The sequence below is a fragment of the Yoonia sp. 2307UL14-13 genome, from assembly GCF_037572755.1.
Classification (GTDB): domain Bacteria; phylum Pseudomonadota; class Alphaproteobacteria; order Rhodobacterales; family Rhodobacteraceae; genus Yoonia.
The window spans coordinates 889320-914561 of the sequence record NZ_JBBIFZ010000001.1 but is presented as its reverse complement, the minus strand read 5'-3'; the positions used below and the strand labels follow the sequence as shown (position 1 = coordinate 914561).

Genomic DNA, 25242 nt, shown 5'->3' with positions numbered 1-25242 from the left:
CCCATCGATTATTCCCGAAAGGGTCATCGCGCCGTCATGTCGCGGCCCCGTTTCCGCCCCGATTGCGTGAAAGTGTTCGCACAACCAGAGAGTGGTGGAGCACGGCGATATGGCGAATTTGGGGCAATCGGATTTCAATGCGCGGATCAAGCGGATCAAGAATCCGCTCAACAAATCGTACTACGATCCCGAATTGAACATGGACGTGCCCAAGCACACCTCTCACGAGACTATTCGCAAGGATGCGAAGCGTCGCAAGATGTCGTTCGGCAAGATAACTGTCTCGCTGCTGATCGGCGCGCTGGCCATGGTGATCGCGCAGGCGTTGCGCGTGCGGTATCTGGGCCTGTCGGACGTGTCGCACATGACGCTGGTGACCGATCTTTTGCTGGGTGCATTCTTTCTACTGCTGATGTCCGCGATGATGCGTCACCGCAAGTTTCTATTGCGCGCGTCACAGATGATCGGGGCCGCAGCGATGCTGGTGGCCGGTCACAACCTGATGTGGGCCTACCCGCAGGAACTTGCCGTTATCTATTCGACGGAATACGTCCAGACCGTCCGTGCCCGGACCGCACCGATGTCGTTGCAACTGCACGACACCACGATCGGTCTCTGATCCATCCCACCATGGGGGCCTTTTCCCCATGGCTGTAAAGACGATTTCCCGACCCGAACTGACACTCCCCGAAGGTGAAGCGGCGTGGATCACTGACGCTTATCACAAGGCGGACGTCATCCTGGAGTATGGCTCTGGCGGGTCGACGGTCCTTGCGTCCGAAATGCCGGGCAAGACGGTGTTTTCCGTCGAAAGCGACAGTGCCTGGTCGGACAACCTGCAGGCCTATCTGGATCAGACAAAGCCTGCCTCGATGCCGGTATTGCACCCGGTCAACATCGGGCCCGTCGGAAAATGGGGGCGCCCGGTCGATGACAGTCGGTGGCGCAATTATCATAGCTATCCGCTAAGTGTATGGGATCGCGCTGATTTCGTACAGCCGGACGTGGTACTGATCGACGGTCGGTTTCGCGCGGCATGTTTTCTGACGGCGGTCTTTCGCACGCAGAAACCGATCACGATCTACTTTGACGATTATGTCGGACGACGCCGTTACCATGTGGCCGAAGACTATGGCGGTGCGCCGGACATTTGCGGGCGCATGGCCCGATTTGAGGTCGAACCGCAGGCGATCGATCCCATGCAGCTGAGCCGGATGATGTCGGTATTCACCGTACCTTTCTAATGAATGAAACAACACGCGGTGTCCGGGAACAGACGACCCCACCGCGATTTGAAGGAGAAAAAGATGCTGGAAATCAAAGGCCTGGCCGTTCAACTGGAAGAAGAAGACAAACAGATCCTCAAAGGTGTCGATCTGAAGATCGAGCCGGGATCGGTGCACGCGATCATGGGCCCGAATGGTTCGGGGAAATCGACATTGGCCTACGTTCTGTCCGGCAAGGATGGCTATGAAGTGACGGCGGGATCAGCAGCGCTCGAGGGCGCGAACCTGCTGGATATGGAGCCAGACGAACGGGCCGCCTTGGGGCTGTTCCTCGCCTTTCAGTACCCGGTGGAAATTCCTGGTGTCGGTAACATGACCTTCCTGCGGACCGCCGTGAACGCGCAGCGCAAAGCGCGCGGCGAGGAAGAGCTTTCGGCGGCGGATTTCCTGAAAGAGGTGCGCGCCAAGGCGAAGACCTTGAAGATCGACGCCGACATGCTCAAGCGCCCGGTCAACGTCGGTTTCTCCGGTGGTGAGAAAAAGCGCAACGAAATACTGCAGATGGCGATGCTGGAACCGAAAATGTGCGTGCTGGACGAAACCGATTCGGGCCTCGACGTCGATGCGATGAAACTGGTGGCCGAAGGCGTGAATGCCCTGCGCTCCGAAGGGCGGTCGTTCCTCGTGATCACCCATTATCAGCGCCTGCTGGACCATATCAAACCGGATGTCGTGCACATCATGGCGGACGGAAAGATCGTGAAATCCGGCGGGCCCGAACTGGCGCTCGAAGTGGAAAACAACGGCTACAGCGATATTCTGGCAGAGGTGGCCTGATGGCACTGGCACAAATGAAAACCGATCTGACCGAGGCGCGTCTGGCAGGGGTGACCCTGCCGGACGGCGCCGCCTGGGCGCAAAAGGCGCGGCAGGATGCGCTGGCGCGCGTGCGCAGGATGGGGCTTCCGACGAAGCGGGATGAGTATTGGAAATACACCGATCCGACCTCGCTGACCGACATATCCGCGCCAAAGGCAGCCCTGTTTCACAACGACGAAGGCCCGCTGTTCGACGATGTCGACCGTGTGCGGATCGTGTTCGTGGATGGTGTTTTCGATGCCGCGATGTCGGATGATCTGCAGGCCGGTGGTGTTGAAATCGAACGTCTGGCCGATGCGATGCAGACCGACATTCACTGGGTCAAGGATGTCTACGGCATGCTCGAGGCACGGGGGCAGGACCCGGTAGAACGACCTCTGGCCGCGCTGAATACGGCGATGGCCACGGACGGTGTTGTCATTCGTGCGACCGGCAAGGCGGAAAAGCCGATCAATTTCATCTATTTGCACAATGATGTTAACTCGGATGCCATCCTGCACAACGTGGTAAAGATCGAAGACGGGGCCGAGGTCACGATCCTCGAAACCGGCCCGGCTGCGGCCCGGTTTTCTAAACAACTCGAGGTCGATGTCGCCGACGGCGGCACGTTCCATCATGTCCGCGCGCAAGGCCGCGATCACGAACGGCGCGCGATCACGCATTGCTTTGCCCGGATCGGGAAGGAGGCGACGTTTAAGTCCTTCACACTGACCTTCAACGGGCGACTGACCCGGAACGAATGTGTGATCGAGATCGTCGGAGACGAGGCCGTGGCCCATGTCGCTGGTGTTTGCGTGGGCGATGGCAACGACTTTCATCACGACGACACGGTTTTCATCACCCATGATGCAGTGAATTGCGAAAGCCGTCAGGTGTTCAAGAAGGTCCTGCGCAACGGCGCGACGGGCGTATTCCAGGGCAAAATTCTTGTGAAGGAAGGTGCACAAAAGACAGATGGCTACCAGATCAGCCAGTCGCTTCTGTTGGATGAGGACAGCCAGTTCCTCGCCAAACCCGAGCTGGAAATCTACGCCGATGATGTGGCCTGTTCGCATGGGTCCACTTCAGGCGCGATCGATGAGGATGCGCTGTTTTACCTTCGTTCGCGCGGGGTGCCGGAAAACACGGCGACGAATATGCTGACCCTGGCCTTCCTTGCCGAAGCATTGGAGGAAATCGACAATGACGTGCTGGCCGATGCGCTGCGCGACCGGCTGGACGGTTGGCTTTTGCGTCGCGTAGATTAATGCCGGTCACTTCCGACATCGTGCGTACATGGCGCGCGCCACGGGAAGTGGCGCGTGATTTGCTGAACCGTGGCAAACGTGAGGATCGCGCGATCGCCTTCGTCATGATCGCCTGTTTCCTGATTTTCGTCGCGCAATGGCCACGGCTGTCGCGGATCTCTAGCGGGTTCGAACCGTCACCCTGGCCAGAGGATGTGAATATGGAAGGGATGATGACATATACCTTCTATGCTGTCGTGATCATGCTGCCGCTGGCCTTGTATGGGCTGGCGGCCCTGACCCGGATCATCGGTCGCGCCGTCGGTGCGAGCGTCAGCTGGTACGCCGCCCGTCTGGTCTTCTTCTGGACACTTCTTGCAACAACGCCTCTGCTGCTGTTGCATGGATTGGTTCGTGGCTTTATCGGTCCGGGGTTCGAGGCCAATCTGGTCGGGGCGTTGTGGCTGCTGGCCTTTGCACTGATCTGGTTTCTGTCATTCAAAGAGGCGGCACGAGGTTGATGCAGATAACCTTTCAGGGGTGGATGCGCGCGGTCTGGCTAAGCCTGATCGAGCCCGCGGATATCGCGCGGGAAACGCTGAAACAAAGCTATCCAACGCAGGCGCTGTGGCTGGCGATCGCATTGATCGCCGTATTGCATGTGCTGATGTTCGCGGCGGTGCAGGCGCTTGTTCCGGCGCCCGAGGGTGCGGCCGCGGTGTCGATGTCACCATTCGGGTTGGCCGGTCTGATCGGGATGTCACTCGCCCTGATGATCTATGCCTTGTTCTATTCCGGGCGCGCCCTGGATGGCGACGGTGATCTACATGGCACGCTGACGCTGATGGTGTGGTTCCACGCCGTCAGCCTGACCGTCGAAGCGATCCAGATCCCGCTTGTCCTGATCAGCCCCTATATGGCAGCGCTTTACAGCATGATTGCATTGGGTGGCCTGTTGTGGTGCATCCTGAACTTCATCAACGTGCTGCACGGTTTCAAAAGCATCGCAAAATCGCTGGTGGTACTGGTCATGGCGCTTGTCGGGATGGGTCTGATCGGCGGTTTGGTTCTGGCTGTTTTGGGCGTCAATCCCGGAGGGGCGACATGACTTACGATGTGGCGAAAATTCGTGCCGATTTCCCGATCCTGTCGCGCGAGGTGAACGGCAAACCGCTGGTCTATCTCGACAACGGGGCCTCGGCCCAGAAACCGCAGGTCGTGATCGATGCGGTAACCCGTGGCTACGCCGAGGAATACGCCAACGTGCATCGCGGGTTGCACTACCTCAGCAACCTGTCGACCGAGCGGTATGAGGGCGTGCGGGGCATCATCGCCAAATTCCTGAATGCCCCGTCCGAAAACGACATCATCATGAATTCCGGCACGACCGAGGGGATCAACATGGTCGCTTATGGCTGGGCCATGCCCCGGTTTGAAGCGGGGGATGAGATCGTGCTGTCGATCATGGAGCATCACGCCAATATCGTGCCGTGGCATTTCATGCGGGAACGGCAAGGCGTGGTGATCAAATGGGTCGATGTGGATGCCAATGGCGATCTGGACCCACAAAAGGTGATCGACGCGATAGGCCCGAAAACCAAGCTGGTCGCCGTCACCCATATGTCCAACGTTCTGGGCACGGTCGTCGATGTAAAGGCGATCACCGAAGGCGCCCGTGCCAAGGGCGTGCCCGTGCTGGTCGACGGATCGCAGGCCGCCGTCCACATGCCGGTGGACGTGCAGGATATCGGCTGCGATTTCTACGCGATCACGGGGCATAAGCTCTATGGCCCATCCGGGTCCGGCGCGATCTACGTTCACCCCGATCAGATGGCCCAGATGCGTCCGTTTATCGGCGGCGGCGACATGATCCGGGACGTGACCCGCGATACGGTCACATGGAACGATCCACCGATGAAGTTCGAGGCAGGAACGCCCGGGATTGTCCAGATGATCGGCCTTGGCGTGGCACTGGAATACATGATGGGTCACGGGATGGAGGCGATCGCCGCCCACGAACGCGGCCTCCGTGACTATGCCCGCGACCGTCTGGACGGGCTGAACTGGATCAACGTTCAGGGCCGGTCGGAAACGAAGGGCGCGATCTTTTCACTGACCCTCGATGGGGCGGCCCACGCCCACGACATCTCGACCGTGCTGGACAAGAAAGGCGTCGCCGTGCGCGCCGGAACCCATTGCGCGATGCCGCTGATGGAACATATGGGCGTCGGCGCCACCTGCCGGGCGTCATTCGCGATGTACAACACCAGGGAAGAGGTCGACGTGCTCGTCGATGCGCTTGAGCTGTGCCATGACCTGTTCGGCTAGGTGCTGACCCTACATCATGGCCATCACGCGCTTGACCAGGTCCTGTTCCCCGAACGGCTTGCCTATGATCGACGCCCCTTGAAACGCCTCACCCAGATCAGAGCTGTCCATCTGACCACTCAGAATCAGAAACGGTATCGAAAGATCGGATAGCTGTGTCGCGACGGCATCGGTCGTTTCCTGCCCAAGGTTCACATCCAGCAACGCAACGTCAGGCGCATCTCGCAATGCTTGCAGCGCAGTTGCGACGGTGGTGAAGGGGCCGACCACCGTCGCACCGCGTGACCCGAATATCTCGGCGATATCCATTCCGATGATCGGATCGTCTTCGACGACCATGACCCGCCACCCGGCGAAAGAACCGTCCGGATCGACTGGTTGACCGTCCGGCAAGGCGGTGGACGGGGGCACGACCGCGTCCGGTATCTCGCGTTGAAAGCTGTGATTGACGGTGACGTCACAAATCAGGCCGCTGGTGTCGTAGTCAAGGTTTACACTGCCTTCGTCGCGCAGGGCATTTTGCAGGATCGTCGATCCAATACCAGTGCGCCGCGCGGGCGCGATGGGTGGGCCACCGGTTTCAGCCCACTTGATCAGAACCTGTCGTGAGGGACCGGTATCGATGGTCACGGCAACGTGCCCGGTCGGTACAGATAGCGCCCCGTGCTTGACCGCGTTGGTCAGCAATTCATGAAAGATCATGGCAAGCGCTTCCGACGCCTCCCCGGAAAACCAGACCAATGTGTCTCCGGTGATGGAAATCCGCGTGCGCCAGCCGGCAAACGCCTCCAGCTCCATGTCAAGGATGTCGTGAAGGCTTGACCGCTCCGCTTCCTCTGCCACCAGAACCCTGTTGGCCCGGGATAACGCGCCCAGTCGTTCCATCAAGGTTTCTGCAAAGTCTTCGACCGTCGTCGTGTTTTTCGCCGCATGACGGATCATCGAATTCATGATCGTAAACGTGTTCGCGACACGGTGGTTAAGTTCCTTGGAAAGCAGTTTCAGCCGATCTTCGTTCTGCTTGGTTTCCGTGATGTCGATCACGTGGCCGATAAGTTTCGTCACGTCCCCGCTATCCGAAAACTTGGGCATACCTTTCGCGCTGATCCAGCGATCGACCCCGTCCGCGCGGCGGATGCGGGTTTCAAACGACCATGGCTGTCCATCATTCAAGGATTTGGTCAGCAGGGTGCCCACCCGTTCGCGATCCTCTTCGAAGACATAGCCCAGGAAGATGTCCGCACTCCATTCGTCCAGCAGGGTGTCGTGCCCGAAAATCTGGTCATGGCGAAGATTGCGCGACGCCGTACCGGTGGCCGCGTCCAGTTCCCAAATTCCGATTTCCGACGTGGCAAGGATAAGATCAAGATGGTCACCACCGCCATCCAAGTAGGGGAATTCGTTCATTTTTCCTGTTCCGAAGACTCATCAAAATTATACACGAGTGATCTGCCACTGCAAAGCGCAGACGTGCCTGACGACAGGTTCAGTGCCAGAAACAGACGGCGGTCACAGATGCAGCAAGTGTCCGCTGCACGCAAACCGGACCTGCAGCGCCAGAGCAAGCCAAAGGTCGCCAGCACAGCTGGTTCTAGGCCCGCTTTGTGGGACTTTGCGGACACTCATGTCTTTGAGACGAGAGTCTTCGTTTGCAGACTAGCGACAACACTGAAATATTTGGCCTAAGCGGTGCTGACACCCCACATTTTCCTCAGACGGGTCTAATCAGAGAGTCTCCGGCTGAGCAGAACAGTGCGGCGCGATATCTTGATTAGCTGTTGAGCAGCCAGTCCAGTGAAACCCGGCCTTCAAGCGGGAATATCCAATTGGTCGGCCCAAACGGGCTCCACGCTTCTTTGGTCAGGTCTACACTGGCGTCGGTAAATTGCTGCATCGGGCGCCCGTTCAGCGAAACACGAATATCTGCGTAGACGCTAACACCCGGATACCCATCCGCAGCCCATATTCTTTCCAGCTGTTGTGCATACATCCACACGATGTCGGGCCTGGCGAGCACATTGCGGGCCTGCCTGCGGGCCATGTGGTCATAGGGGTCGATCGTCCATATTACGTTTCTCTCAGCCGAGACAATGCGAAAGACTCCCTCGCGCTGTCGGCTGTAGATGCGCATGCGCCAGGAAAACCGATGCCCATCACCCGTCCAAGCGACATTGTTGTTGAACAAGAGCTGCCGCTCGGGCAGGTAGACTTGCACCGTAAACCAAATGACCAGCCCGACGGTCACCGCGCGGCTCAGCTTGAAGCTGACGTTGGGCAAGGGTGGTATATCCGGCGCTGCACCCGCAAACCGAAAAGCGCGATAAACAAGTCGCTGCGGCCAGTCCGGCGCGAAGAAGACGGTGGTCAATGCGAGGGTGATCCAGGGAAAAATCCCGATATTGAAAAGCTGCGCGTTGGACCAGTGGAAAAATGCATAGACCAAGAACACCGCCAATCGGGTCCTGTGCCACAAGAGCAAAGGCGCACCCAATATGTGCAGCAATACTGTACCCCATGCGGCTACGACGAAGAGGACATCGTATTGAAACAGAAAGCCGTAGAAAATCTTGTCACCGTCGTCCTGTAGCCACATCCGTAGAGGTTCGCCTCTAAGCCAGTCATCGGCGATTTTTACCCAGCCAGCGTAGATCAGGATGATTTCGGTCTGCAATTTGATGGCCGAAACGGGCCAACGCGGTATCACGTAGGTGCGGACATGAGGAAATATGATTGCATCCAAGGAATAGGCGCGCCCCGCAGGCATGAAACACAAAAGCGTGCCGTAAAGTATCACCATGTAGTTGTGATTGAGATATTGCGCCCGGTCGAGCAGGAAGAAATACGCAAAGATCACTGTCAGAGCGACAACGGAAAAGCGATAGAACAACCCAACCGCCACCATGATGCCAAACAGACCAACCCCACCCCAGACGATGTAAATATACGGTTCGGGAAGCGGGTGGATGAAAGGTAGAAACGGAAACAGCATGTCCGGTTCGACGTAGTACCGGTAGATCCGGTCGTAGTGGATATATCGCCAGCAGTCCCACGCAAGGATCAGACCAAAGGCAACACGAACGACGACCAGCGACTGGATGCTGATCGGCGTTTCGAGATGAGATTTTAGGGAGCCGAACACTCGATAAAACACTTTTGACCTTGGTTACTTTGGAATTAGATTTCTGGTTTCGCCCGGTCTCTGGAACACTGTGCGAATTTGTGATATCAGCCACTTAGTTTTGACTGATGGCGAGATTGTGGAAAGCTGTTGGTCCTAAAATGACGTCCCATACAAAACTTAGCGTCATCTATGACGGCCAATGTCCGTTTTGCACGGCATACGTGAAAATGGTGCGCCTGCGTGACGCCGTTGGTGTTGTTGAACTGATCGATGCGCGCGGGGATCATCCCATTTTGGGGACTATCCGAGAGCAGGGATTTGATCTTGATGAAGGTATGGTGGTTGCGATGGATGGTGAATTTCACCATGGCGATGCGGCGATGACACGACTGGCCGCAATGACCACCCGTTCAGGTCTGTTTAACCGGCTTGTACGTCTTGGCTTTGGCAACAGGACTGTTTCGAAACTGTTGTATCCGCCGCTTGTCCTTGGCAGAAAACTCACTCTTCGCCTTCTCGGGCGACGCCCCATTGATGCACCGTAGAGCTTTTGCAAGTGAGGGAATTGCGCGCTGTCGGTGGCTGTCTTCGTCACGTTTGGGTTTGGAGACGGTTTCCTAAAAGGAGACATTGGCTGGCTTGCAGAAAATGTGAAAGGTAGGCTCTTTCCTGCCATCCTTGGCCTGTTGCATCAACGGTCGCTTTAATCGACTTTGCCACGTTTGTCGTCCAATCTTTGGCGCGCCGATCCGGGTTCCGATCGATGTGGTATGGAATTCCGATCGGTCTTGCTTTTTTTCGGCCATTCCGCAAGGCGGCGGCGGGCGAACACCGACAAGACCCATTCCTGACTTACCTGAGCACCACATCCGACAACAGGACATCCGCGCGCGGGGCGTTTACCTTTTCTCAGCTTATGTAGTGAAAAACTGCAAAGGTTAACGAAATTGGTCGCGACCGCGCGCCGGGGTCCGATGGAATTCATATGGAATTCCGATGCTTTTCCGATCGCCCATTTTCAGGAATTACATCAAAAAATCAAACGGTTACAAGGTTTCGTCAAAAAACTGCCGGTTTGCACCGGTTCACTCACCTACAGGTTGTAAGTTGGTCACCCCAACCGCCGCGGCGCGCGCCAGATCGGGGTCGAGCGACATCGGAATATACTCTCCCCGCCGCCACAACTCGCCCAGATTGTCGTAATAGCGCGACAAGGGATGCCCTGATTGCCCCGTGGCGATGATAAAGACCGAACTGTCGGGGTCGGCGAAGTCATAGACGCCACGATAGCCGGCGGCGTGCACATTCCGGAACGGATTTTCACCGGTCCCAGCGGTCCGCCCGCGCTGCAACGTGTTGTCCCCGCCGCTCGTCGATTGGTGAATATTGACCACCCAATTCAGCAGTGGCACCGCGCCCAGAACCTCGTGATCGTGGGTCGCCACGTGGGCATCACCCCAACGAATGGTCTCGATCGCGCCATCGTGGTTTTCGGTGATCCAGATCAGCGCGTCGTCCAACGCCTGCCGGGCGATGTCGGTGCAGGTTTCGATCGGCGCGGATTGGATGACATCGCACCAGATACCGGCTCCGTCGATATCGCGGAACACCCGCTCGATGAAGATCGGGTCGGGGTGCGTGAATTGGGGGGCAAGCGGGCCAAGTTCGTCGCGGATGAGGCGATTGTGAAACTCACGGACCCAGGCTGCATAGATCAGCGGTTCGGGCATGTGTTCGTTCATCTCACCGTTCCACGCCGACAACAGGTCCAGCGCCACCTGCCTGCGCCGCTCTGGCGTACCTTCGGGGGCGGCATCGCCGGTAAACCACAGGTCGGCCCCCATCAGAGTCAGCAACGTTTGCGCGGTGAAGCTGACGGTGTCCTGCTGTGCCTCGATGAAACTGTCGCGCGTATGCACATTGCGTGCCTGCATCAGGCGCCGCCACCGATAGATCCGTTGGCTGTCGCCCCACCGGTGCGACACATGCTGCGGAAACGGGCGGTCGATCGTCTTGTTGTTCGTGTTCCCGATGATTCCGCCATCGGGGTTCAGAAATTCGGGATTGTCGGCATAGGGAAAGCGACCCTGCCAGCGGTTTTCGGGCAGATAGCCGAAAGACGGATAACGCCCCTGACTCTGATGTCTTGGGTCACGGGCCGGTATCGCCCCCACGGTTTTCATCGCGATCCGGTTGCGATCGGCCAGCATCAGGTTCTGGGCGGGCGCAATGTGATCCTGCCCTGCCGTGATGCCCTCGGTCACAGATCGGGCCTGCATCAGCCGGATCGCGGCGGACATCGTCGTGTCCCGGTCCGACGATCCGCTCCAGGCCAGTGCGGTCACGTGGCCCGGCGGCGTGATTTTGCCAAGATCAAGATTGTCGCCGGGGATCACCGGGCCATTGGCTGTCCAGCGCAAGGTGATCGTCTGCGCGGGCGCGTCCTTGACGCGGATGATGCTGTCGCGGGTCCGGAACGGCACCCAGCCGGATACATCGCGGTATTGGCGGCTATTGTCCGGATTGAGCTCTTCCAAGAGGACATCCTGATCGTCCACATAGGCTGTCGTGACGCCCCAGCCCAGTTCGGCATTCCGCCCGCTCAGGATCGCCGGCACGCCGGGGATCGTTCCACCGATCACGCCGCCCGCCGAAAGCTCCAACCGCGCCAGATACCAGATCGTCGGCGCGGTCAGACCCAGATGCGGATCGTTCGCCAGCAAAGTCGCCCCCGAGGCCGAGCGGCTGCCATTTGCGGCCCAGGCGTTCGAGGCCCCGCTTAATTCCGGCGGTTTTACAGGGAAAAGCGGGCTGTACGCGACCTGCGCAAAGGCGCGTTCGCCTGACATCCCGGGAACAAGGCTTGCATATTCGGGCAGTGCCGCGATGCCCCCTGTCGGATCGTCGGGCAGCAGGTCGCGCAGCCGGTCATCATCAAGAACGAATGATGCACGAGCGCGCAGAACCTCGCTTTTCATATGCCCGCTCAGTTGCAGGGCCATGACCTTGAGGATCGCAATCGAATCCGCTGGCTCCCACGGGGCGACGGGATGGCTGAAAATCCACATCTCGGGCGCGCCGCGCCCGCGCGCGCCCGCGTTCACCTCGTTCAGCCACGCATTGACCCCCGCGGAATAGGCGCGCAATGCTGTCTTGGTCTGGTCGTCCTGTGCGGCGACAGACGACACGGCGAGATTGTAGATGTCCAAGCGCCGCAGGAACTTGTCATCGCCGATGGTCCGTTCCCCGAAAAGCTCTGACAGCCGTCCTTGCGCGGCACGGCGCAGCATCGTCATCTGCCATAGCCTGTCCTGCGCATGGGCATAGCCAAGGGCAAAGAACACATCCTGATCCGTCTCACCAAAGATATGCGGCACATTGGCGTTGTTGCGCACGATCTCGACCGGGGCGCCGATGCCTGCGACCTGCAGCGTGGTATTATATTCGGGTAGCGACCGGGCCGCAAAATAATAGATCAGGGCCAATCCGGCGACGGTCAGCACGATTACCCCCGTCGTGATCTGTACCAGCAATCTGATGGTCCGCAGCATTGCGTCTCCGCGTCGTCGTGAAAGCCCCGTTTTAACAGGGCATCGGTCAAGGGCAACCTACCGTTCGGGGATGAGACCCCGGGGGCTGAAGCGCAGCACGAGCAGCAGGATCAGCCCCATGGTCAACAGGCGCATATGCGCCGCCCCGTCGATCAGGGTATCCCGCAATGCGCTGCCATCGGGCAGGCCGCTGGCGAGGAAATTCATCAGCGCGAGGCCCAGCGGCTCGACCTGCACCCACAGGAACCAGATCAGCATGCCGCCAAGGACGGCGCCGAAATTGTTGCCTGACCCGCCGACGATCACCATGACCCAGACAAGGAACGTAAACCGCAGCGGCTGATAAGTGCCGGGGGTCAACTGTCCATCCAGCGTCGTCATCATCGCGCCAGCGATGCCGCAGACGGCCGAACCAAGGATGAAGATTTGCAGATGCCGGGCTGTGACGTCTTTGCCCATCGCCTCGGCTGCGACTTCATTGTCGCGGATCGCGCGCATCATCCGGCCCCACGGGCTGTGCAGCGCGCGTTGGGCGAGCCAAAGGAGGATCAGCAGGACGATGGCGAAGAGGATGCCGTAGGCGACCTTCACATAAAGCGTTGAGGCCGTGACCGGGTCCAGCCCAAGGCTTGCCGCCCGCTCGACGAAACCGGCATCCTGTTGCAGGTCGACTTCAAAAGGGACGGGGCGGGGCAGGCCGATGACGTTCTTGACGCCGCGGCCCAGCCAGTCTTCGTTCTTCATGATCGCGATGATGATCTCGGCGATGCCGAGGGTGGCGATGGCCAGATAATCCGATCGCAGACCAAGGGCCGTCTTGCCGATAACCCACGCGGCCCCTGCGGCCAGCAAACCACCCACGGGCCATGCCAGAACCACAGGCAGACCAAGCCCGCCCAGATATCCGGTCGCGGCCGGATTGACCGCCTCGATCGCGGCGACGCCAGGATCGAAAACGGCCCGGTAGACAAAGAAGCCGACGATCAGAACGCCCAGCGTGATCAATGTTTTGGCGCGCCCCTGAAACTGTTTCTGGGCAAAGAAGGCGGCGGCGATGGTGGCAGCCCCGGCGATCAAACCAAGGATCACCTGCAGGCCACCTGCCGCCCAAGCCTCGCCCACCGGCGGCATGGAGATGAGGACGGTGGCGAGGCCTCCCAAGGCCACAAAGCCCATTACTCCGATATTGAACAGCCCCGCAAAGCCCCATTGCAGGTTCACGCCCAGCGACATGATGGCCGAGATGAGCCCCATGTTCAGGATCAGCAAAGCAGTGTTCCAGCCTTGAATGATCCCTGTTCCAAGGATCAGGACACCAACGACCGAGAAAAGCAGTGTGTTTTTCAACGTGGGGTTCATACGGATTGCCCCTTGAACAGGCCGGTCGGGCGGAACAGCAGCACGATGATCAGGATGCCGAAACTGACCGCGAATTTATAGTCGGTTGACAGCAGTTGTACGAGGCCGTCGGGCTCCAGACTTTCCGGCATCAGGTAGGTCAGCACCTTTTTCCAGGCATAGGTGATCGTCACCTCGCTGAAGGCGATCACGAAGCCTCCGGCGATGGCACCCAGTGGGTTGCCAAGGCCCCCGACGATGGCGGCGGCGAAGATCGGCAGGAGCAGCTGGAAATAGGTGAAGGCTTTGAACGATTTGTCGAGGCCGTAGAGGACACCCGCTGTCGTGGCGAGCGCCGCCACGATCAGCCAGGTGACCTTGACCACCCGGTCGGGGTTGATCCCCGACAGCAGCGCAAGGTCTTCGTTGTCCGAAAACGCCCGCATCGACTTGCCCGTGCGGGTCTTGTTGAGGAACCAGAAGAGAAGGGCGACGACGATGATCGCGACCACGACGGTCAGCGCTTGGGTCGTCTTGATCGCAAGGCCTTCGCGCAGGCCGGTCATGTCGCGGAATTCGCGAGCGGTGATGATGAAACGCTCGCCATCGGCAAAGCGGATGTCGTCGACCCCGATGATAAAGCGAACGATCCCATTCATGACGAACATCACGCCCATGGAGACGATGACGAGGATCACGGGCGAGGCCTTTTGATCGCGGTAGAATTGATAGACCAGCCAGTCGATGGCGATGACCAGAAGTGCGGTCGCAATGATCCCGAGGGGCAGGGCGAGCAGAGCGGTGGGCAGTGGCCCGAATGTGATCCCAAGGGCGAGGAGGGCGTTGGTCGCGATGATCGTCATCGCGGTGCCGAAGGCCATCGTGTCGCCATGAGCGAAGTTCGAAAAGCGGAGGATGCCGTAGATCAGCGTGACGCCAAGGGCGCCGATGGCCAGCTGCGCGCCATAGGCGAGGCCGGGGACAAAGACGAAATTCGCAAAGGCGACGAGGGCGTTGAGGATGTCCATTAGTATTCAGACCAACAATTTTTTAGTGGTAAGGCGTAGGGTCCATTCCCTGATCTTGCTCGGTCTTGCTGACCGTTAAAGGTTTGATCAATATTCACACTCAAACCTCGCACGCTGAAGCCCCTCAATCTCATTATCGGTCAACTGATCAAAGTACCTGCCATCTTTGTCATACTGGAAGGTGCCCTCGACTAGCCGCTCTCCCATCGGCCTGCCTAATGGGACGGTCAGTAGGACGCCAAGTCGTTCCTCCGACCTGAAGATAGCAACCTGCTTCTCATACGTCCTACCATCGATCCGCAATCCGCGCATGGTGTCTCCCACAGACATCCGAAATGGCGCACCGGTGGCGAAGGTTTTTGAGTCCGCTTCAGCACTTAGTTCAACACTATCGAGCAGTTTGCATTGGTAGAGTATCGCAAATGCTGCGGACACATCTGCCGGAAAGCTGAACAATAGTGACGCAACGACGACACTTCTCATCCCCCCAAAAAACTCCGTCTCACTTCCGCGTCCGCCAGAAGTTCTTTCCCCGTTCCCGTATGCGCATTGCGGCCCTGCACCAGCACATAGGCTTTGTCGGCGATCTCAAGCGCTTGGCGGGCGTTTTGTTCGACCATCAGGATCGGGATGCCGGTGCGGGCGACTTCGATGATGCGGTCGAAAAGCTCGTCCATGACGATGGGCGATACGCCTGCGGTCGGCTCGTCCAGCATCAGCACCTTCGGTTGCGTCATCAGCGCGCGGCCCACGGCGACTTGCTGGCGTTGGCCGCCCGACAGTTCTCCCGCCGCTTGCTTGCGCTTCTCCTTCAAAATCGGGAACAGGTCATAGACTTGCGCCATCGTATCGCTGAAATCATCGCGACGGATGAAGGCGCCCATTTCGAGGTTTTCCTCGACACTCATCGACGTGAAGATGTTCGAGGTCTGCGGCACAAATCCCATGCCATGCACCACACGCTCCTGTGGCGACAGATGGGTAATGTCCACGCCGTCCAGCCGCACGACCCCTTCATTGAGGCTCAGCATCCCGAACACGGCCTTCATCGCCGTCGATTTGCCCGCGCCATTGGGGCCGACGATGACGGCGATCTCACCCTTTTCAGCAGCGATTGTGCAGGAATGCAGAATGTCGGGCCCTTTGCCATACCCCCCGGTCATGGCGTCGCCGATCAGGAACGGGTCGCTCACTGATTGATGTACTCTTCCAGGAAGGGCAGGTAGCCGGTCAGCGTGTCGCGCATCAGCGCCTGTTCGGAGGGGTCCGCGTGATTGCTGTAGATATAGTAAAATGTCGCGGCCGAGCCGATGATGGCCCCAAGCAGGATGGTCAACAGGAATTTCATAGTGCAGCTACCTTGTCTTTGTTCTTCAATCCGGTGCCGAGATAGGCCTCGATCACCTGTTCATTGGCCTTGATTTCGGCCAGCGTTCCTTCGGCCAGTACGTGCCCCTCTGCCATGCAGATGACGGGGTCGCAGAGGCGGCCAATGAAATCCATATCGTGTTCGATCACGACGAATGTATAGTTTCGTTCCTTGTTGAGGCTGATGATCGCGTCACCAATCGTATTGAGCAGCGTGCGGTTCACGCCCGCGCCGACCTCATCAAGGAACACGATCCGCGCATCGACCATCATCGTCCGTCCGAGTTCGAGCAATTTCTTCTGCCCGCCCGACAGGTTGCCTGCCTTTTCCTCTTTCAGATGATCGATGGTGAGGAATTCGATGACCTCATCGGCCTTGGCCTGCAGCGCACGCTCTTCATCCGCGATCCGCTTGCGTCCAAACCATGTGTTCCACAGCGTTTCGCCCGATTGACCCGCGGGCACCATCATCAGGTTCTCGCGGACGGTCATGGAGGAGAATTCATGCGCGATCTGGAACGTCCGCAAGAGACCCTTGTGGAACAGATCATGCGGGGGGAGGCCGGTGATGTCCTCACCCATCATGGTCACGCGACCCGACGTTGGCTTAAGAACGCCTGCGATCACGTTGAAAAGTGTGGTTTTTCCGGCGCCATTCGGACCAATCAGCCCGGTGATCGTGCCTTCGCCAATCGTCAGGGACGCATTATCAACGGCCCGAAAACCGCCAAAGGTTTTCACCAGGTTGTCTACGACGATCATGCTGTCCCTTGCCGCGTCTTCTTTATGCAAACGGCGCGGGGTGGTGCCCCCGCGCCGATCACAAAGCGTTTAGCGATAGCCGATGGTCGAGTAAACACCGTCGGCAAATTCGACTTCCTGATAGTTGCCGGCAGATTCACCGGGCCCGATCAGTTCGACGGCGGAGGCGCCGACATAGTCGATCTCTTCACCAGCGGCCAAGAGTTCCAGACCTTTCTGAAGTTCGCCGGGGAAGATCTCGGTGCCGGGGGCATTGGCCACATCCATCACGTGATCCTTGAAGTCGGCCGAGGCGGTCGACTCGGCCGCTTGCATGGCCAACATGATCAGCGCGGCGGCGTCATAGCTTTCGGGGCTGAACGCGCCTGTTCCGTCAAAGCCCGCCGCTTCGGCCATTTCGATATAGGCGGCTGCACCGGGGCTGTCGGTGCCCGGGTAGGCGCCGAAGGAACCGTTGAGTTCTTCGCCGAAGTTTTCGTTCAGCTTGGCGCCGACCATGCCGTCAGGAACGTAGAACGTGTCGAACGCTCCGGAATCCAACGCCGAGCGGATGATGCCGGAGCCGCCTTGGTCTACATAACCGGCAACGACCAGCACTTCACCACCGGCAGAGGCCAGCGCGCCGACTTCGGCAGAGTAGTCCGCCTTGCCGTCTTCGTGGGCCGCAGAGATGGTGACGCTGCCGCCAGCCTCTTCGAATGCGGCCTGGAAGGAGTCTGCTAGACCCTTGCCGTAGTCGTTGTTGGTATAGGTCAGAGCGACTTCGCTGATGCCGCGATCCTGCAGGATCTCGGTCATGATCACACCCTGGCGTGCGTCTGACGGTGCCGTGCGGAAGAACAGACCGTCATCTTCTGCCGTGGACAGGCCCGGCGAGGTGGCCGAGGGTGAGATCATCACGACCCCGTTGGGGCGCGCGACGTTCTGGAGGATCGCGCCGGTTACGCCCGAACAATCCGCACCCATGATGGCGTTGACGTTGTCGGATGTCACCAGACGCTCAGCCGCCGTGGCCGCAGCGCCCGCGTCGATGCAGGTACTGTCTGCACGAACGGATGTGACGGTGGCGCCGCCCAGAAGGGCACCGGATTCGGTAACTTCCTGCATGGCCAGTTCGGCGCCGGCGCCCATGGCGGGCGTGATCGATTCCAGCGGACCGGTAAACCCGAGGATCACCCCGATCTTGACCTCGTCCGCGTGACCATCGGCGAAAGCGCCTGCGCCAAGGACAGCCAGCGCGCTTGTTGCCAAAAGTAGTTTTTTCATTGTTTTCTCCCAGTTGGATGTCTTTATCCTGCCGCGCAGATTAGCAGTCTGTTTCCAAAAGGAAAGCGGGAAGGCAGCGGGGTTATGCCGGTTAGACAGAAAGCCGCGCGGCGTGGCTGCCGCGTTCGCGGTAAGGTGTTGTGTCGTAGTGCGACCGGTAGCATTTGGAGAAGTGGGATGGTGAAGCAAAGCCGCAGGCGAGCGCCACGTTGATGACCGTCATATCGGTCTGCATCAAAAGGTTGCGCGCCTTTTGCAGGCGTAACTCCATGTAGTAGCGCTTGGGGCTGCGGGACAGATAGCGCCGGAAAAGCCGTTCCAGTTGCCGCGTCGACATGCCGACATCGCGGGCGAGGATCGCGGGACTGATGGGTTCCTCGATGTTCTGTTCCATCATCTGGATGACAAGGCTGAGTTTCGGGTGGCGGACACCGATCCGGGTCGGGATCGACAGCCTTTGGGTATCCTGATCGGTCCGAATGGCGGAATAGATCAGGATATCGGCCACCGCATTGGCGAGATCTTCGCCATGATCATCGGCGATGATCTTGAGCATCAGGTCGATGGAGGCGGTGCCGCCTGCGGTCGTGATCCGGTTGCCATCGACGACAAAGACCGACTTGGTCAGCTCAACCTCATCGAATTCCTCGGTGAAACTGTCCTGATTTTCCCAATGGATCGTTGCGCGCTTTCCGTCCAGCAGACCGGCCTTGGCCATGGTGTAACCCGCCGTACAGAGCCCGGCGACAACGACGCCGCGCCGCGCCTCGCGCCGGATCCAGTTCAGCGTTTTCTTGGTCGTCGCCTGTTGCACGTCGACGCCGCCGCACAGCATGACGGTATCGTCCCGGTCAAGTTCGGTCAGGTCATCCTCGAGCCGGAAGGTGCAGCCATTGGAGCATGTGGCTGCTTCCCCGCCTTCGCCGATGATCTTCCAGGTGTAGAGGGTCTTTCCCGCCGTCCGGTTCGCGATCCGCAGGCTTTCCAGTGCGCTGGCAAAGCACAGCATGGTGAAATTATGCATCAACACAAAGACGAAGCGGCGCGGTTTGCCGCTGTGATCAACATCGACGATATGTGGTTCGGTCGTCATATCGGGGTCCAAAACGCAAATATTCGCCGGACCTCATCAGGTTTGCGGAGTGCTTTCAAGGATAAAGCGTCAGGTCATTACCGAGAGAGGTGATTTCCCATTGGACCTAAGCGATCCGCGCGCTATACGGGCCCGCGCAAGGTGAAAGCGACCCGTGACCAACCTGATATGGAGCAAGACGATGAGCGATTGGATGAAATCTGACTGGCGCAGCAAGCCCCGGGTTCAGATGCCCGATTATCCTGACGCAGCCGCGCTGAACGCTGTCGAAGGTCGTCTTGCCAGCTATCCCCCTTTGGTTTTTGCAGGCGAGGCGCGTCGTTTGAAGGCCGAGCTCGCCGCCGTTTCGCGGGGCGAGGCGTTTTTGCTGCAGGGCGGTGATTGTGCCGAGAGCTTTGCTGAATTTGGTGCCGACGGTATCCGCGATACGTTCAAGGTCATGCTGCAGATGGCGATGGTTCTGACTTATGGCGCGAAGGTGCCGGTGGTAAAGGTTGGCCGGATGGCAGGGCAGATGGCCAAGCCACGCTCTGCCCCCACCGAGACGGTGGATGGTGTGGAACTGCCCAGCTATCGCGGTGACATCATCAACGGGTTTGATTTCACCTCTGACAGCCGCGTGCCGGACCCGGAGCGGATGTTGCAGGCTTACTTGCAGGCCGCCGCGACGCTGAACCTGTTGCGCGCGTTTTCGACCGGTGGTTTCGCGAATGTGCATGAAGTACATAAATGGACCCTTGGCTTCACCGACGCCAACGAGGTCAAGAAATACAGTGATATGGCCGAGCGGATCAGCGACACGCTGGATTTCATGGAAGCCGCGGGTCTGACGACCGACACGAACCATGAATTGCAGACCGTGGATTTCTACACGAGCCATGAGGCGCTGTTGTTGGAGTATGAAGAGGCGTTGTGCCGTCTTGATTCCACGTCTGGCGACTGGCTGGCGGGGTCCGGCCATATGATCTGGATCGGTGATCGCACGCGGCAGCCCGATGGCGCGCATGTCGAATTTGCCAAGGGCGTGCAGAACCCGATCGGGTTGAAGTGCGGGCCCAGCATGACATCCGGCCACCTCAAATCGCTGATGGCAACGCTGAACCCCAAGAATGAGGCCGGGCGTCTGACGCTGATCGCGCGTTTCGGTGCCGGAGCTGTAGGCGAGCATCTGCCGCGTCTGATCAAGGCGGTGCAGGAAGAGGGCGCAAATGTCGTCTGGACCTGTGACGCGATGCACGGCAACACGATCAAGTCGTCGACGGGTTACAAAACCCGGCCTTTCGACAGCGTGCTGCGTGAGGTGAAAGAGTTTTTCGCTGTTCACAACGCCGAAGGGACGATCCCCGGCGGTGTGCATTTCGAGATGACCGGCAAGGACGTGACCGAATGCACGGGCGGTGTCCGCGCAGTGACCGATGAGGATCTGTCCGACCGGTATCATACCGCCTGCGATCCGCGCCTGAATGCTTCGCAGTCGTTGGAATTGGCGTTCCTCGTCGCCGAGGAATTGTCTGCCCGTCGGAACAAGATCCAGCAGGCCAAAGCCGGTTAAGCGTTATCGACGACCAACCTAAGGGCCGGGCGCCCAGCGTCCGGCTTTTTCAGCTCGGAGCGTTGGAAAAGCGGCGTGACGCTCGCCAACCGTGGGCCAATGCTGTCATGACGGATGGGGACGTTGTCTGCGATCGTGAACCGGCGGGCTTTCCGCCCGATATCGCCTTCGGTCACGACAGCGCCAAGAATCCGCGAAGTCGCACCGGTATGGTCACGCAGGGGTAGCAACAGCATCGTGCCAGTCACCGCTGCGCGGCCAAAACTGCCGGGTATGTAAAGCGGTATGCTGATGATCGCCGGGTCGCGGAATGCGGCCTCGACCAGTTTGGCAAGCCGATCGCGCGCCTCTGGCGCGAAAAAGCTGCTGATCGGCATGCCGCGGGCATCCATCTTGATCAGATCATGAAGACGCTGCCCCGCGACCCTGATCCGCCCGATGCCGGGCGCGACACGCTGCAGGATGAACGCATGCGGGATCGCGTCATCGATCAACCGCGGTTCGATATCGTTGCGCGACGGAACACGTTGCGCGTGGCGCAGCGTTTGCCAGTAACCTTCGAGGTTGGTCAGAATGTCCTGCCCATTTTGCGGCTCGTCGGAACGGCGGCGCTGCGGATGTTTGTCGATAATATGCATCTTGGGTCGGCTTTCATTTCGTTCAGGGTCGTCCGTGATTGCCATAAGATTTAACAAAAATTGCAGCTAAATTCACTCAATATCCTAACGCTTGGTTAACGCCGCCCGTCGTGGATCGCTTGCCACGGTCGCGCGTTTGCCTTTAGGTGCCGGGGATTACCAACGTGCAGGACCCGCCCCATGATCCATTCGATGACCGCTTTTGCCAGCCGGACCGGGCAGTTGGATCAGGTTTCATGGAGCTGGGAGATGCGGGGTGTAAATGCGCGCGGCCTCGATCTGCGACTGCGGTTGCCAGACGGGATCGACGGGCTGGAAGCGGCTGTGCGCAGTGCCGTGGGCAAGGCCCTTGCACGTGGCAATATCACGATCAACTTGCGGCTGACGCGCGAAGAGAATGGCGCGGGTATCGCCGTTATCGACCCGGTGCAGTTGGATGCCGTCCTGCGGGCGCTCGAACACGTGCAGCAGCGCGCCTGCGATATCGGTGTCACGCTTGCCCAGCCAAGTGCGGCGGACGTTATTGTGCAGCGCGGCGTGCTGGTTGCGGCGAAAGGCGATGATATGGCCGGGCAACTACAGGAAGCCCTGATTGCGGATATCGCGCCGCTGCTCGCCGATTTTGTGGCCATGCGGCGAAACGAAGGTGAGGCGCTGAAAGCGGTGTTGCTTGACCAGATCGCGCGGATCGATGCCCTTGTCAGGCAGGCGTCCGACGCCGCAGTCGCGCGGCAGCCGCAGATGGCGGACAATCTGAAGACGGCGCTGCGCCGGGTCGTCGATGATGTAGCCGAGGTCGAAGAGGCGCGGGTGGCCCAGGAACTCGCGCTTTTGGCCGTCAAGGCGGACGTGACCGAAGAGATCGACCGTTTGAAGGCCCATGTCACTGCCGCGCGCGATCTTCTGGCGGCGGATCAGCCGATCGGCCGAAAACTTGATTTTCTTGCACAGGAATTTAACCGGGAGGCGAATACGCTGTGCTCCAAGGCGCAGGCAAAAGATCTGACGGCCATCGGCCTTGACCTCAAAGCGGTGATCGACCAGATGCGCGAACAAGTGCAGAATGTGGAGTAGCGTGATGTCCCGACGTGGTTTGTTAATCATTCTGTCGTCGCCGTCGGGGGCAGGCAAATCCACGTTGGCGGGGCGTTTGCGTGAATGGGACGCCAGCTTGCGCTTTTCAGTTTCTGCCACCACGCGCCACCCACGCGAGGGCGAAGTGGACGGGCAGGATTATTATTTCGTCGATGTCGCCGGGTTTCAAAGGCAGGTGGCCGATGGTGAGATGCTGGAACATGCGCAGGTTTTCGGGAACTATTACGGGTCGCCCAAAAGCCCGGTGCAGCAGGCGATCGAGGCCGGGCGCGATGTGTTGTTTGACATCGATTGGCAAGGGGCGCAGCAGATCAGCAACTCGGCATTGCAGGAACACGTGCTGTCCATCTTTATCCTACCGCCCTCCATCACCGAATTGCACGCGCGGCTGATCAAGCGTGGAAAGGACACACCCGACGTCATCGAAAAGCGGATGCTGAAAAGCTGGGATGAAATCAGCCACTGGGACGGGTACGACTATGTCCTGATCAATGATGATCTGGCCGAGACCGAGGAACGGCTGAAGACGATCATCAGCGCGGAACGGCTTCGCCGGTCGCAGCAACCCGACCTGGTCGATCATGTCCGCGCCCTGCAGACCCAATTTGGAGAACATGTATGAGCCTGTACGTCCTTGGCGATGTATCGCCCGATATCGCCGATGATGCCTGGGTCGCACCCGGCTGTCATTTGATCGGCAAGGTCGTATTGGGCGCAGGCGCATCTGTCTGGTTCGGCAGCACGCTGCGCGGCGACAATGAGTCCATCATCATCGGCGCGGGCAGTAATGTGCAGGAAAATACCGTCATGCACACCGATATGGGCTTTCCATTGACGGTTGGGGCGGGTTGCACGATCGGGCACAAGGCAATGCTGCATGGCTGCGTGATCGGCGAAAATACCTTGGTCGGCATGGGTGCTACGATCCTGAATGGGGCGATCGTCGGGGCGAATTGCCTGATCGGGGCCGGTGCGCTGATCACGGAGGGCAAGACGATTCCTGACGGATCGCTGGTGATGGGAGTTCCGGGCAAGGTCGTTCGGAATCTGGACGACGCTGCGATAAACGGCTTGAAAGCCTCGGCTTTACATTATCAAGAAAATGCCAAGCGGTTTCGTGATCGGCTAAGACCTGTTTAGGTTTTACCGCCGGTCGGCATCAAAAGCAGGTCGAAATCCAACTGCGGCGCGAAACTGCGGACCTCTTGCCGGATCAGGGCGGCATCGGGCATATCATTGGCGATAACGCGATAACGTCCCCGAAACTGCAATTTGATTAACTTGATCGCGACATCGACGGCGTCGAAGCCATCCGCGACAAGCGGTGACAGAATGATGTCAGGCTGCGAGCCATCTTTGAAAATAGCGTCAAGGTCAGCGATGTCGATGAATTGGAAACCGTCAAGTGGTGGGATATCGCGCCCCTGCGCTTTCCATCGCGCCATGTCACCGATGACGACTGCCTTGCTGTCCATCCCGTTCAATGTCGCAGCGAGCGGCATTGCTTGATCCGGATCGTTTTGATCTGACATATGGGGGGGGTCCGGTCTGTTCATTGGGGTCGAGACGTACCTAGATAACCTCAGCTCGGTTTGGAATATTCCGAATGGTTAAAACTTAGCCCCCTCGACCTTAATGAGTGTTAAGAAATGATAAGTGAGCAGACAATGCAAGGTATGGTTGTGACGTCTCATTCTCTTTCCGCTTTGATCGACGCCTTGCCTTTACCCGTCATCGTCATCGGTTCCGATAATCGGGTGGTCGCCGCCAACCCGCCGATCGACGCGGTTTTGGGGCCCGATCTGCGTGGTCGTCACTATATAACTGCATTGCGACAGCCTGCCTTGCTCGATTCAGTGGTGGCAGCGCAAGCCGAAGGGACGCCGCAGGTCACCCGCTTTGTCGGGCGCGATGGGGCGTCCGATACGCATTATCGTGTTGTTTTGTCGCCAGCCGACGGCAACATCGTACTGACTTTCGAAGATCAGACCGCGGCGGAAGAGGTGGGCCAGATGCGGCGGGATTTCGTCGCGAATGTCAGTCATGAATTGCGAACCCCTCTGACGGCGCTTTTGGGCTTTATCGAGACACTAGGTGGTGCCGCGCGGAATGATGCCGCGGCGCGGGATCGATTTCTGGCGATCATGGAGCACGAGGCCAGTCGCATGACGCGGTTGGTCGACGACCTGCTGTCGCTCAGCCGTGTGGAAGAGGATGAGCGGGTCAGGCCGCGCGAGCATGTGGATATGGCGGCGCTTTTGTCTTCCGTGATCAAGGGGTTGGAGCCTCAACTTGAAGCGGCCAGCGTCAAGGTGTTACTGCAGTCTGACGGCGATGGAGAGATGGTGCCAGGTGATGCCGGACAGCTTGTGCAGGTGTTTACCAACCTGATCGAGAACGGGATTAAATATGGCGCGGCGGGCGGCGTCGTGTCTGTGACACTTCACCCCAAGGCATTTCACCAGCGTTTGCGCGGTGAGGGGGTGCAGATCGTCGTCGCGGACAAGGGCGAGGGCATTCCATCCCATCACATCGCGCGCCTCACCGAGCGCTTTTATCGCGTCGACAGTCACCGGTCGCGCGAGGTGGGCGGAACAGGACTTGGCCTGGCCATCGTCAAACATATCGTCAACCGCCATCGCGGCAGGCTTGTGATCGAAAGTGAGGAGGGGCAGGGCACATCAGTATCGGTTTTTCTGCCATCGCGTTGACTGTCACATAACTTTTACAAAACCGTCACAAAAGGTTTTTGCGCGCCTTCTACGCGGGCG

Annotated in this window: 25 protein-coding genes; 13 read left to right on the top strand and 12 right to left on the bottom strand. The window is 58.9% G+C overall.

The window, feature by feature from the left end:
- Positions 1-109 precede the first annotated feature (109 nt).
- The 7 genes from V8J85_RS04720 to V8J85_RS04690 all read left to right on the top strand — a co-directional run bounded on the left by V8J85_RS04720 (position 110) and on the right by V8J85_RS04690 (position 5659).
- Positions 110-619 carry a hypothetical protein gene (locus V8J85_RS04720; RefSeq protein WP_339952525.1) on the top strand — a complete coding sequence of 170 codons (510 nt, stop codon included), beginning with the start codon at positions 110-112 and terminating at the stop codon, positions 617-619.
- 28 nt (positions 620-647) lie between these two features.
- Positions 648-1244, top strand: coding sequence for a hypothetical protein (locus V8J85_RS04715; protein WP_339952524.1), 597 nt, complete (start codon positions 648-650; stop codon positions 1242-1244).
- 63 nt (positions 1245-1307) lie between these two features.
- Complete coding sequence (gene sufC, locus V8J85_RS04710) at positions 1308-2063, top strand: Fe-S cluster assembly ATPase SufC (protein ID WP_339952523.1); 756 nt, start codon at positions 1308-1310, stop codon at positions 2061-2063.
- Complete coding sequence (locus V8J85_RS04705) at positions 2063-3352, top strand: SufB/SufD family protein (protein ID WP_339952522.1); 1290 nt, start codon at positions 2063-2065, stop codon at positions 3350-3352. The genes sufC and V8J85_RS04705 overlap by 1 nt, the downstream gene beginning before the upstream one ends.
- The gene (locus tag V8J85_RS04700) at positions 3352-3852 is read left to right on the top strand and encodes a hypothetical protein (protein ID WP_339952521.1); all 501 of its coding nucleotides are present in this window, start codon (positions 3352-3354) and stop codon (positions 3850-3852) included. The genes V8J85_RS04705 and V8J85_RS04700 overlap by 1 nt, the downstream gene beginning before the upstream one ends.
- Complete coding sequence (locus V8J85_RS04695; RefSeq protein ID WP_339952520.1) at positions 3852-4439, top strand: YIP1 family protein; 588 nt, start codon at positions 3852-3854, stop codon at positions 4437-4439. Before V8J85_RS04700 ends, V8J85_RS04695 begins: the two co-directional genes overlap by 1 nt.
- Positions 4436-5659 (top strand): cysteine desulfurase, encoded by a 1224-nt coding sequence (locus tag V8J85_RS04690; RefSeq protein WP_339952519.1) that lies wholly within the window; start codon positions 4436-4438, stop codon positions 5657-5659. Before V8J85_RS04695 ends, V8J85_RS04690 begins: the two co-directional genes overlap by 4 nt.
- Positions 5660-5668: 9 nt before the next feature.
- On the opposite strand, the gene V8J85_RS04685 is transcribed toward V8J85_RS04690, so the two are convergent.
- Both V8J85_RS04685 and V8J85_RS04680 read right to left on the bottom strand, forming a co-directional pair.
- Positions 5669-7066: an HWE histidine kinase domain-containing protein gene (locus V8J85_RS04685; RefSeq protein ID WP_339952518.1), complete on the bottom strand. Its 1398-nt coding sequence runs from the start codon at positions 7064-7066 to the stop codon at positions 5669-5671.
- A gap of 364 nt (positions 7067-7430) precedes the next feature.
- Positions 7431-8798 (bottom strand): HTTM domain-containing protein, encoded by a 1368-nt coding sequence (locus V8J85_RS04680; RefSeq protein WP_339952517.1) that lies wholly within the window; start codon positions 8796-8798, stop codon positions 7431-7433.
- A 107-nt stretch (positions 8799-8905) separates the two neighbouring features.
- Here V8J85_RS04680 and V8J85_RS04675 point away from each other — a divergent pair, with 107 nt between their 5' ends.
- Entirely contained in the window at positions 8906-9325 is a 420-nt protein-coding gene (locus tag V8J85_RS04675; RefSeq protein ID WP_339952516.1) for a DCC1-like thiol-disulfide oxidoreductase family protein, read from the top strand.
- Positions 9326-9865: 540 nt separating this feature from the next.
- Here the strand turns inward: V8J85_RS04675 and V8J85_RS04670 are convergent.
- From V8J85_RS04670 to V8J85_RS04635, 8 genes are all read right to left on the bottom strand, one after another.
- The gene (locus V8J85_RS04670) at positions 9866-12331 is read right to left on the bottom strand and encodes a penicillin acylase family protein (RefSeq protein ID WP_339952515.1); all 2466 of its coding nucleotides are present in this window, start codon (positions 12329-12331) and stop codon (positions 9866-9868) included.
- Between the two features lie 57 nt (positions 12332-12388).
- The gene (locus V8J85_RS04665; RefSeq protein WP_339952514.1) at positions 12389-13690 is read right to left on the bottom strand and encodes a branched-chain amino acid ABC transporter permease; all 1302 of its coding nucleotides are present in this window, start codon (positions 13688-13690) and stop codon (positions 12389-12391) included.
- A complete protein-coding gene (locus V8J85_RS04660) occupies positions 13687-14697 on the bottom strand; it encodes a branched-chain amino acid ABC transporter permease (protein WP_339952513.1) in 1011 nt (336 codons plus the stop codon). Before V8J85_RS04660 ends, V8J85_RS04665 begins: the two co-directional genes overlap by 4 nt.
- Positions 14698-15176: 479 nt before the next feature.
- The gene (locus V8J85_RS04655) at positions 15177-15890 is read right to left on the bottom strand and encodes an ABC transporter ATP-binding protein (RefSeq protein WP_339952512.1); all 714 of its coding nucleotides are present in this window, start codon (positions 15888-15890) and stop codon (positions 15177-15179) included.
- Positions 15887-16045, bottom strand: a complete 159-nt coding sequence (locus tag V8J85_RS04650) for a hypothetical protein (protein ID WP_339952511.1) — start codon at positions 16043-16045, stop codon at positions 15887-15889. Before V8J85_RS04650 ends, V8J85_RS04655 begins: the two co-directional genes overlap by 4 nt.
- Positions 16042-16827, bottom strand: a complete 786-nt coding sequence (locus tag V8J85_RS04645) for an ABC transporter ATP-binding protein (RefSeq protein WP_339952510.1) — start codon at positions 16825-16827, stop codon at positions 16042-16044. Before V8J85_RS04645 ends, V8J85_RS04650 begins: the two co-directional genes overlap by 4 nt.
- A gap of 69 nt (positions 16828-16896) precedes the next feature.
- Positions 16897-18093 (bottom strand): ABC transporter substrate-binding protein, encoded by a 1197-nt coding sequence (locus tag V8J85_RS04640; RefSeq protein ID WP_339952509.1) that lies wholly within the window; start codon positions 18091-18093, stop codon positions 16897-16899.
- Between the two features lie 91 nt (positions 18094-18184).
- The gene (locus V8J85_RS04635) at positions 18185-19186 is read right to left on the bottom strand and encodes a GlxA family transcriptional regulator (protein WP_339952508.1); all 1002 of its coding nucleotides are present in this window, start codon (positions 19184-19186) and stop codon (positions 18185-18187) included.
- Positions 19187-19367: 181 nt separating this feature from the next.
- Here V8J85_RS04635 and V8J85_RS04630 point away from each other — a divergent pair, with 181 nt between their 5' ends.
- The gene (locus V8J85_RS04630; protein WP_339952507.1) at positions 19368-20738 is read left to right on the top strand and encodes a class II 3-deoxy-7-phosphoheptulonate synthase; all 1371 of its coding nucleotides are present in this window, start codon (positions 19368-19370) and stop codon (positions 20736-20738) included.
- Here the strand turns inward: V8J85_RS04630 and V8J85_RS04625 are convergent.
- A complete protein-coding gene (locus tag V8J85_RS04625) occupies positions 20735-21421 on the bottom strand; it encodes a PAS domain-containing protein (protein WP_339952506.1) in 687 nt (228 codons plus the stop codon). The two genes, V8J85_RS04630 and V8J85_RS04625, sit on opposite strands and share 4 nt — an antisense overlap.
- Positions 21422-21556: 135 nt before the next feature.
- Here V8J85_RS04625 and V8J85_RS04620 point away from each other — a divergent pair, with 135 nt between their 5' ends.
- The 3 genes from V8J85_RS04620 to V8J85_RS04610 are packed head-to-tail and all read left to right on the top strand — an operon-like array spanning position 21557 to position 23611.
- Positions 21557-22450, top strand: coding sequence for a YicC/YloC family endoribonuclease (locus tag V8J85_RS04620; RefSeq protein WP_339952505.1), 894 nt, complete (start codon positions 21557-21559; stop codon positions 22448-22450).
- Positions 22451-22454: 4 nt separating this feature from the next.
- Entirely contained in the window at positions 22455-23093 is a 639-nt protein-coding gene (gmk, locus tag V8J85_RS04615) for a guanylate kinase (RefSeq protein ID WP_339952504.1), read from the top strand.
- A complete protein-coding gene (locus V8J85_RS04610) occupies positions 23090-23611 on the top strand; it encodes a gamma carbonic anhydrase family protein (protein ID WP_339952503.1) in 522 nt (173 codons plus the stop codon). The genes gmk and V8J85_RS04610 overlap by 4 nt, the downstream gene beginning before the upstream one ends.
- Here the strand turns inward: V8J85_RS04610 and V8J85_RS04605 are convergent.
- Positions 23608-24003 (bottom strand): hypothetical protein, encoded by a 396-nt coding sequence (locus V8J85_RS04605; RefSeq protein ID WP_339952502.1) that lies wholly within the window; start codon positions 24001-24003, stop codon positions 23608-23610. The two genes, V8J85_RS04610 and V8J85_RS04605, sit on opposite strands and share 4 nt — an antisense overlap.
- 135 nt (positions 24004-24138) lie before the next feature.
- On the opposite strand from V8J85_RS04605, the gene V8J85_RS04600 reads away from it, so the two are divergent.
- Positions 24139-25182, top strand: coding sequence for a sensor histidine kinase (locus V8J85_RS04600; RefSeq protein WP_339952501.1), 1044 nt, complete (start codon positions 24139-24141; stop codon positions 25180-25182).
- The last annotated feature ends 60 nt before the right edge of the window (positions 25183-25242 follow it).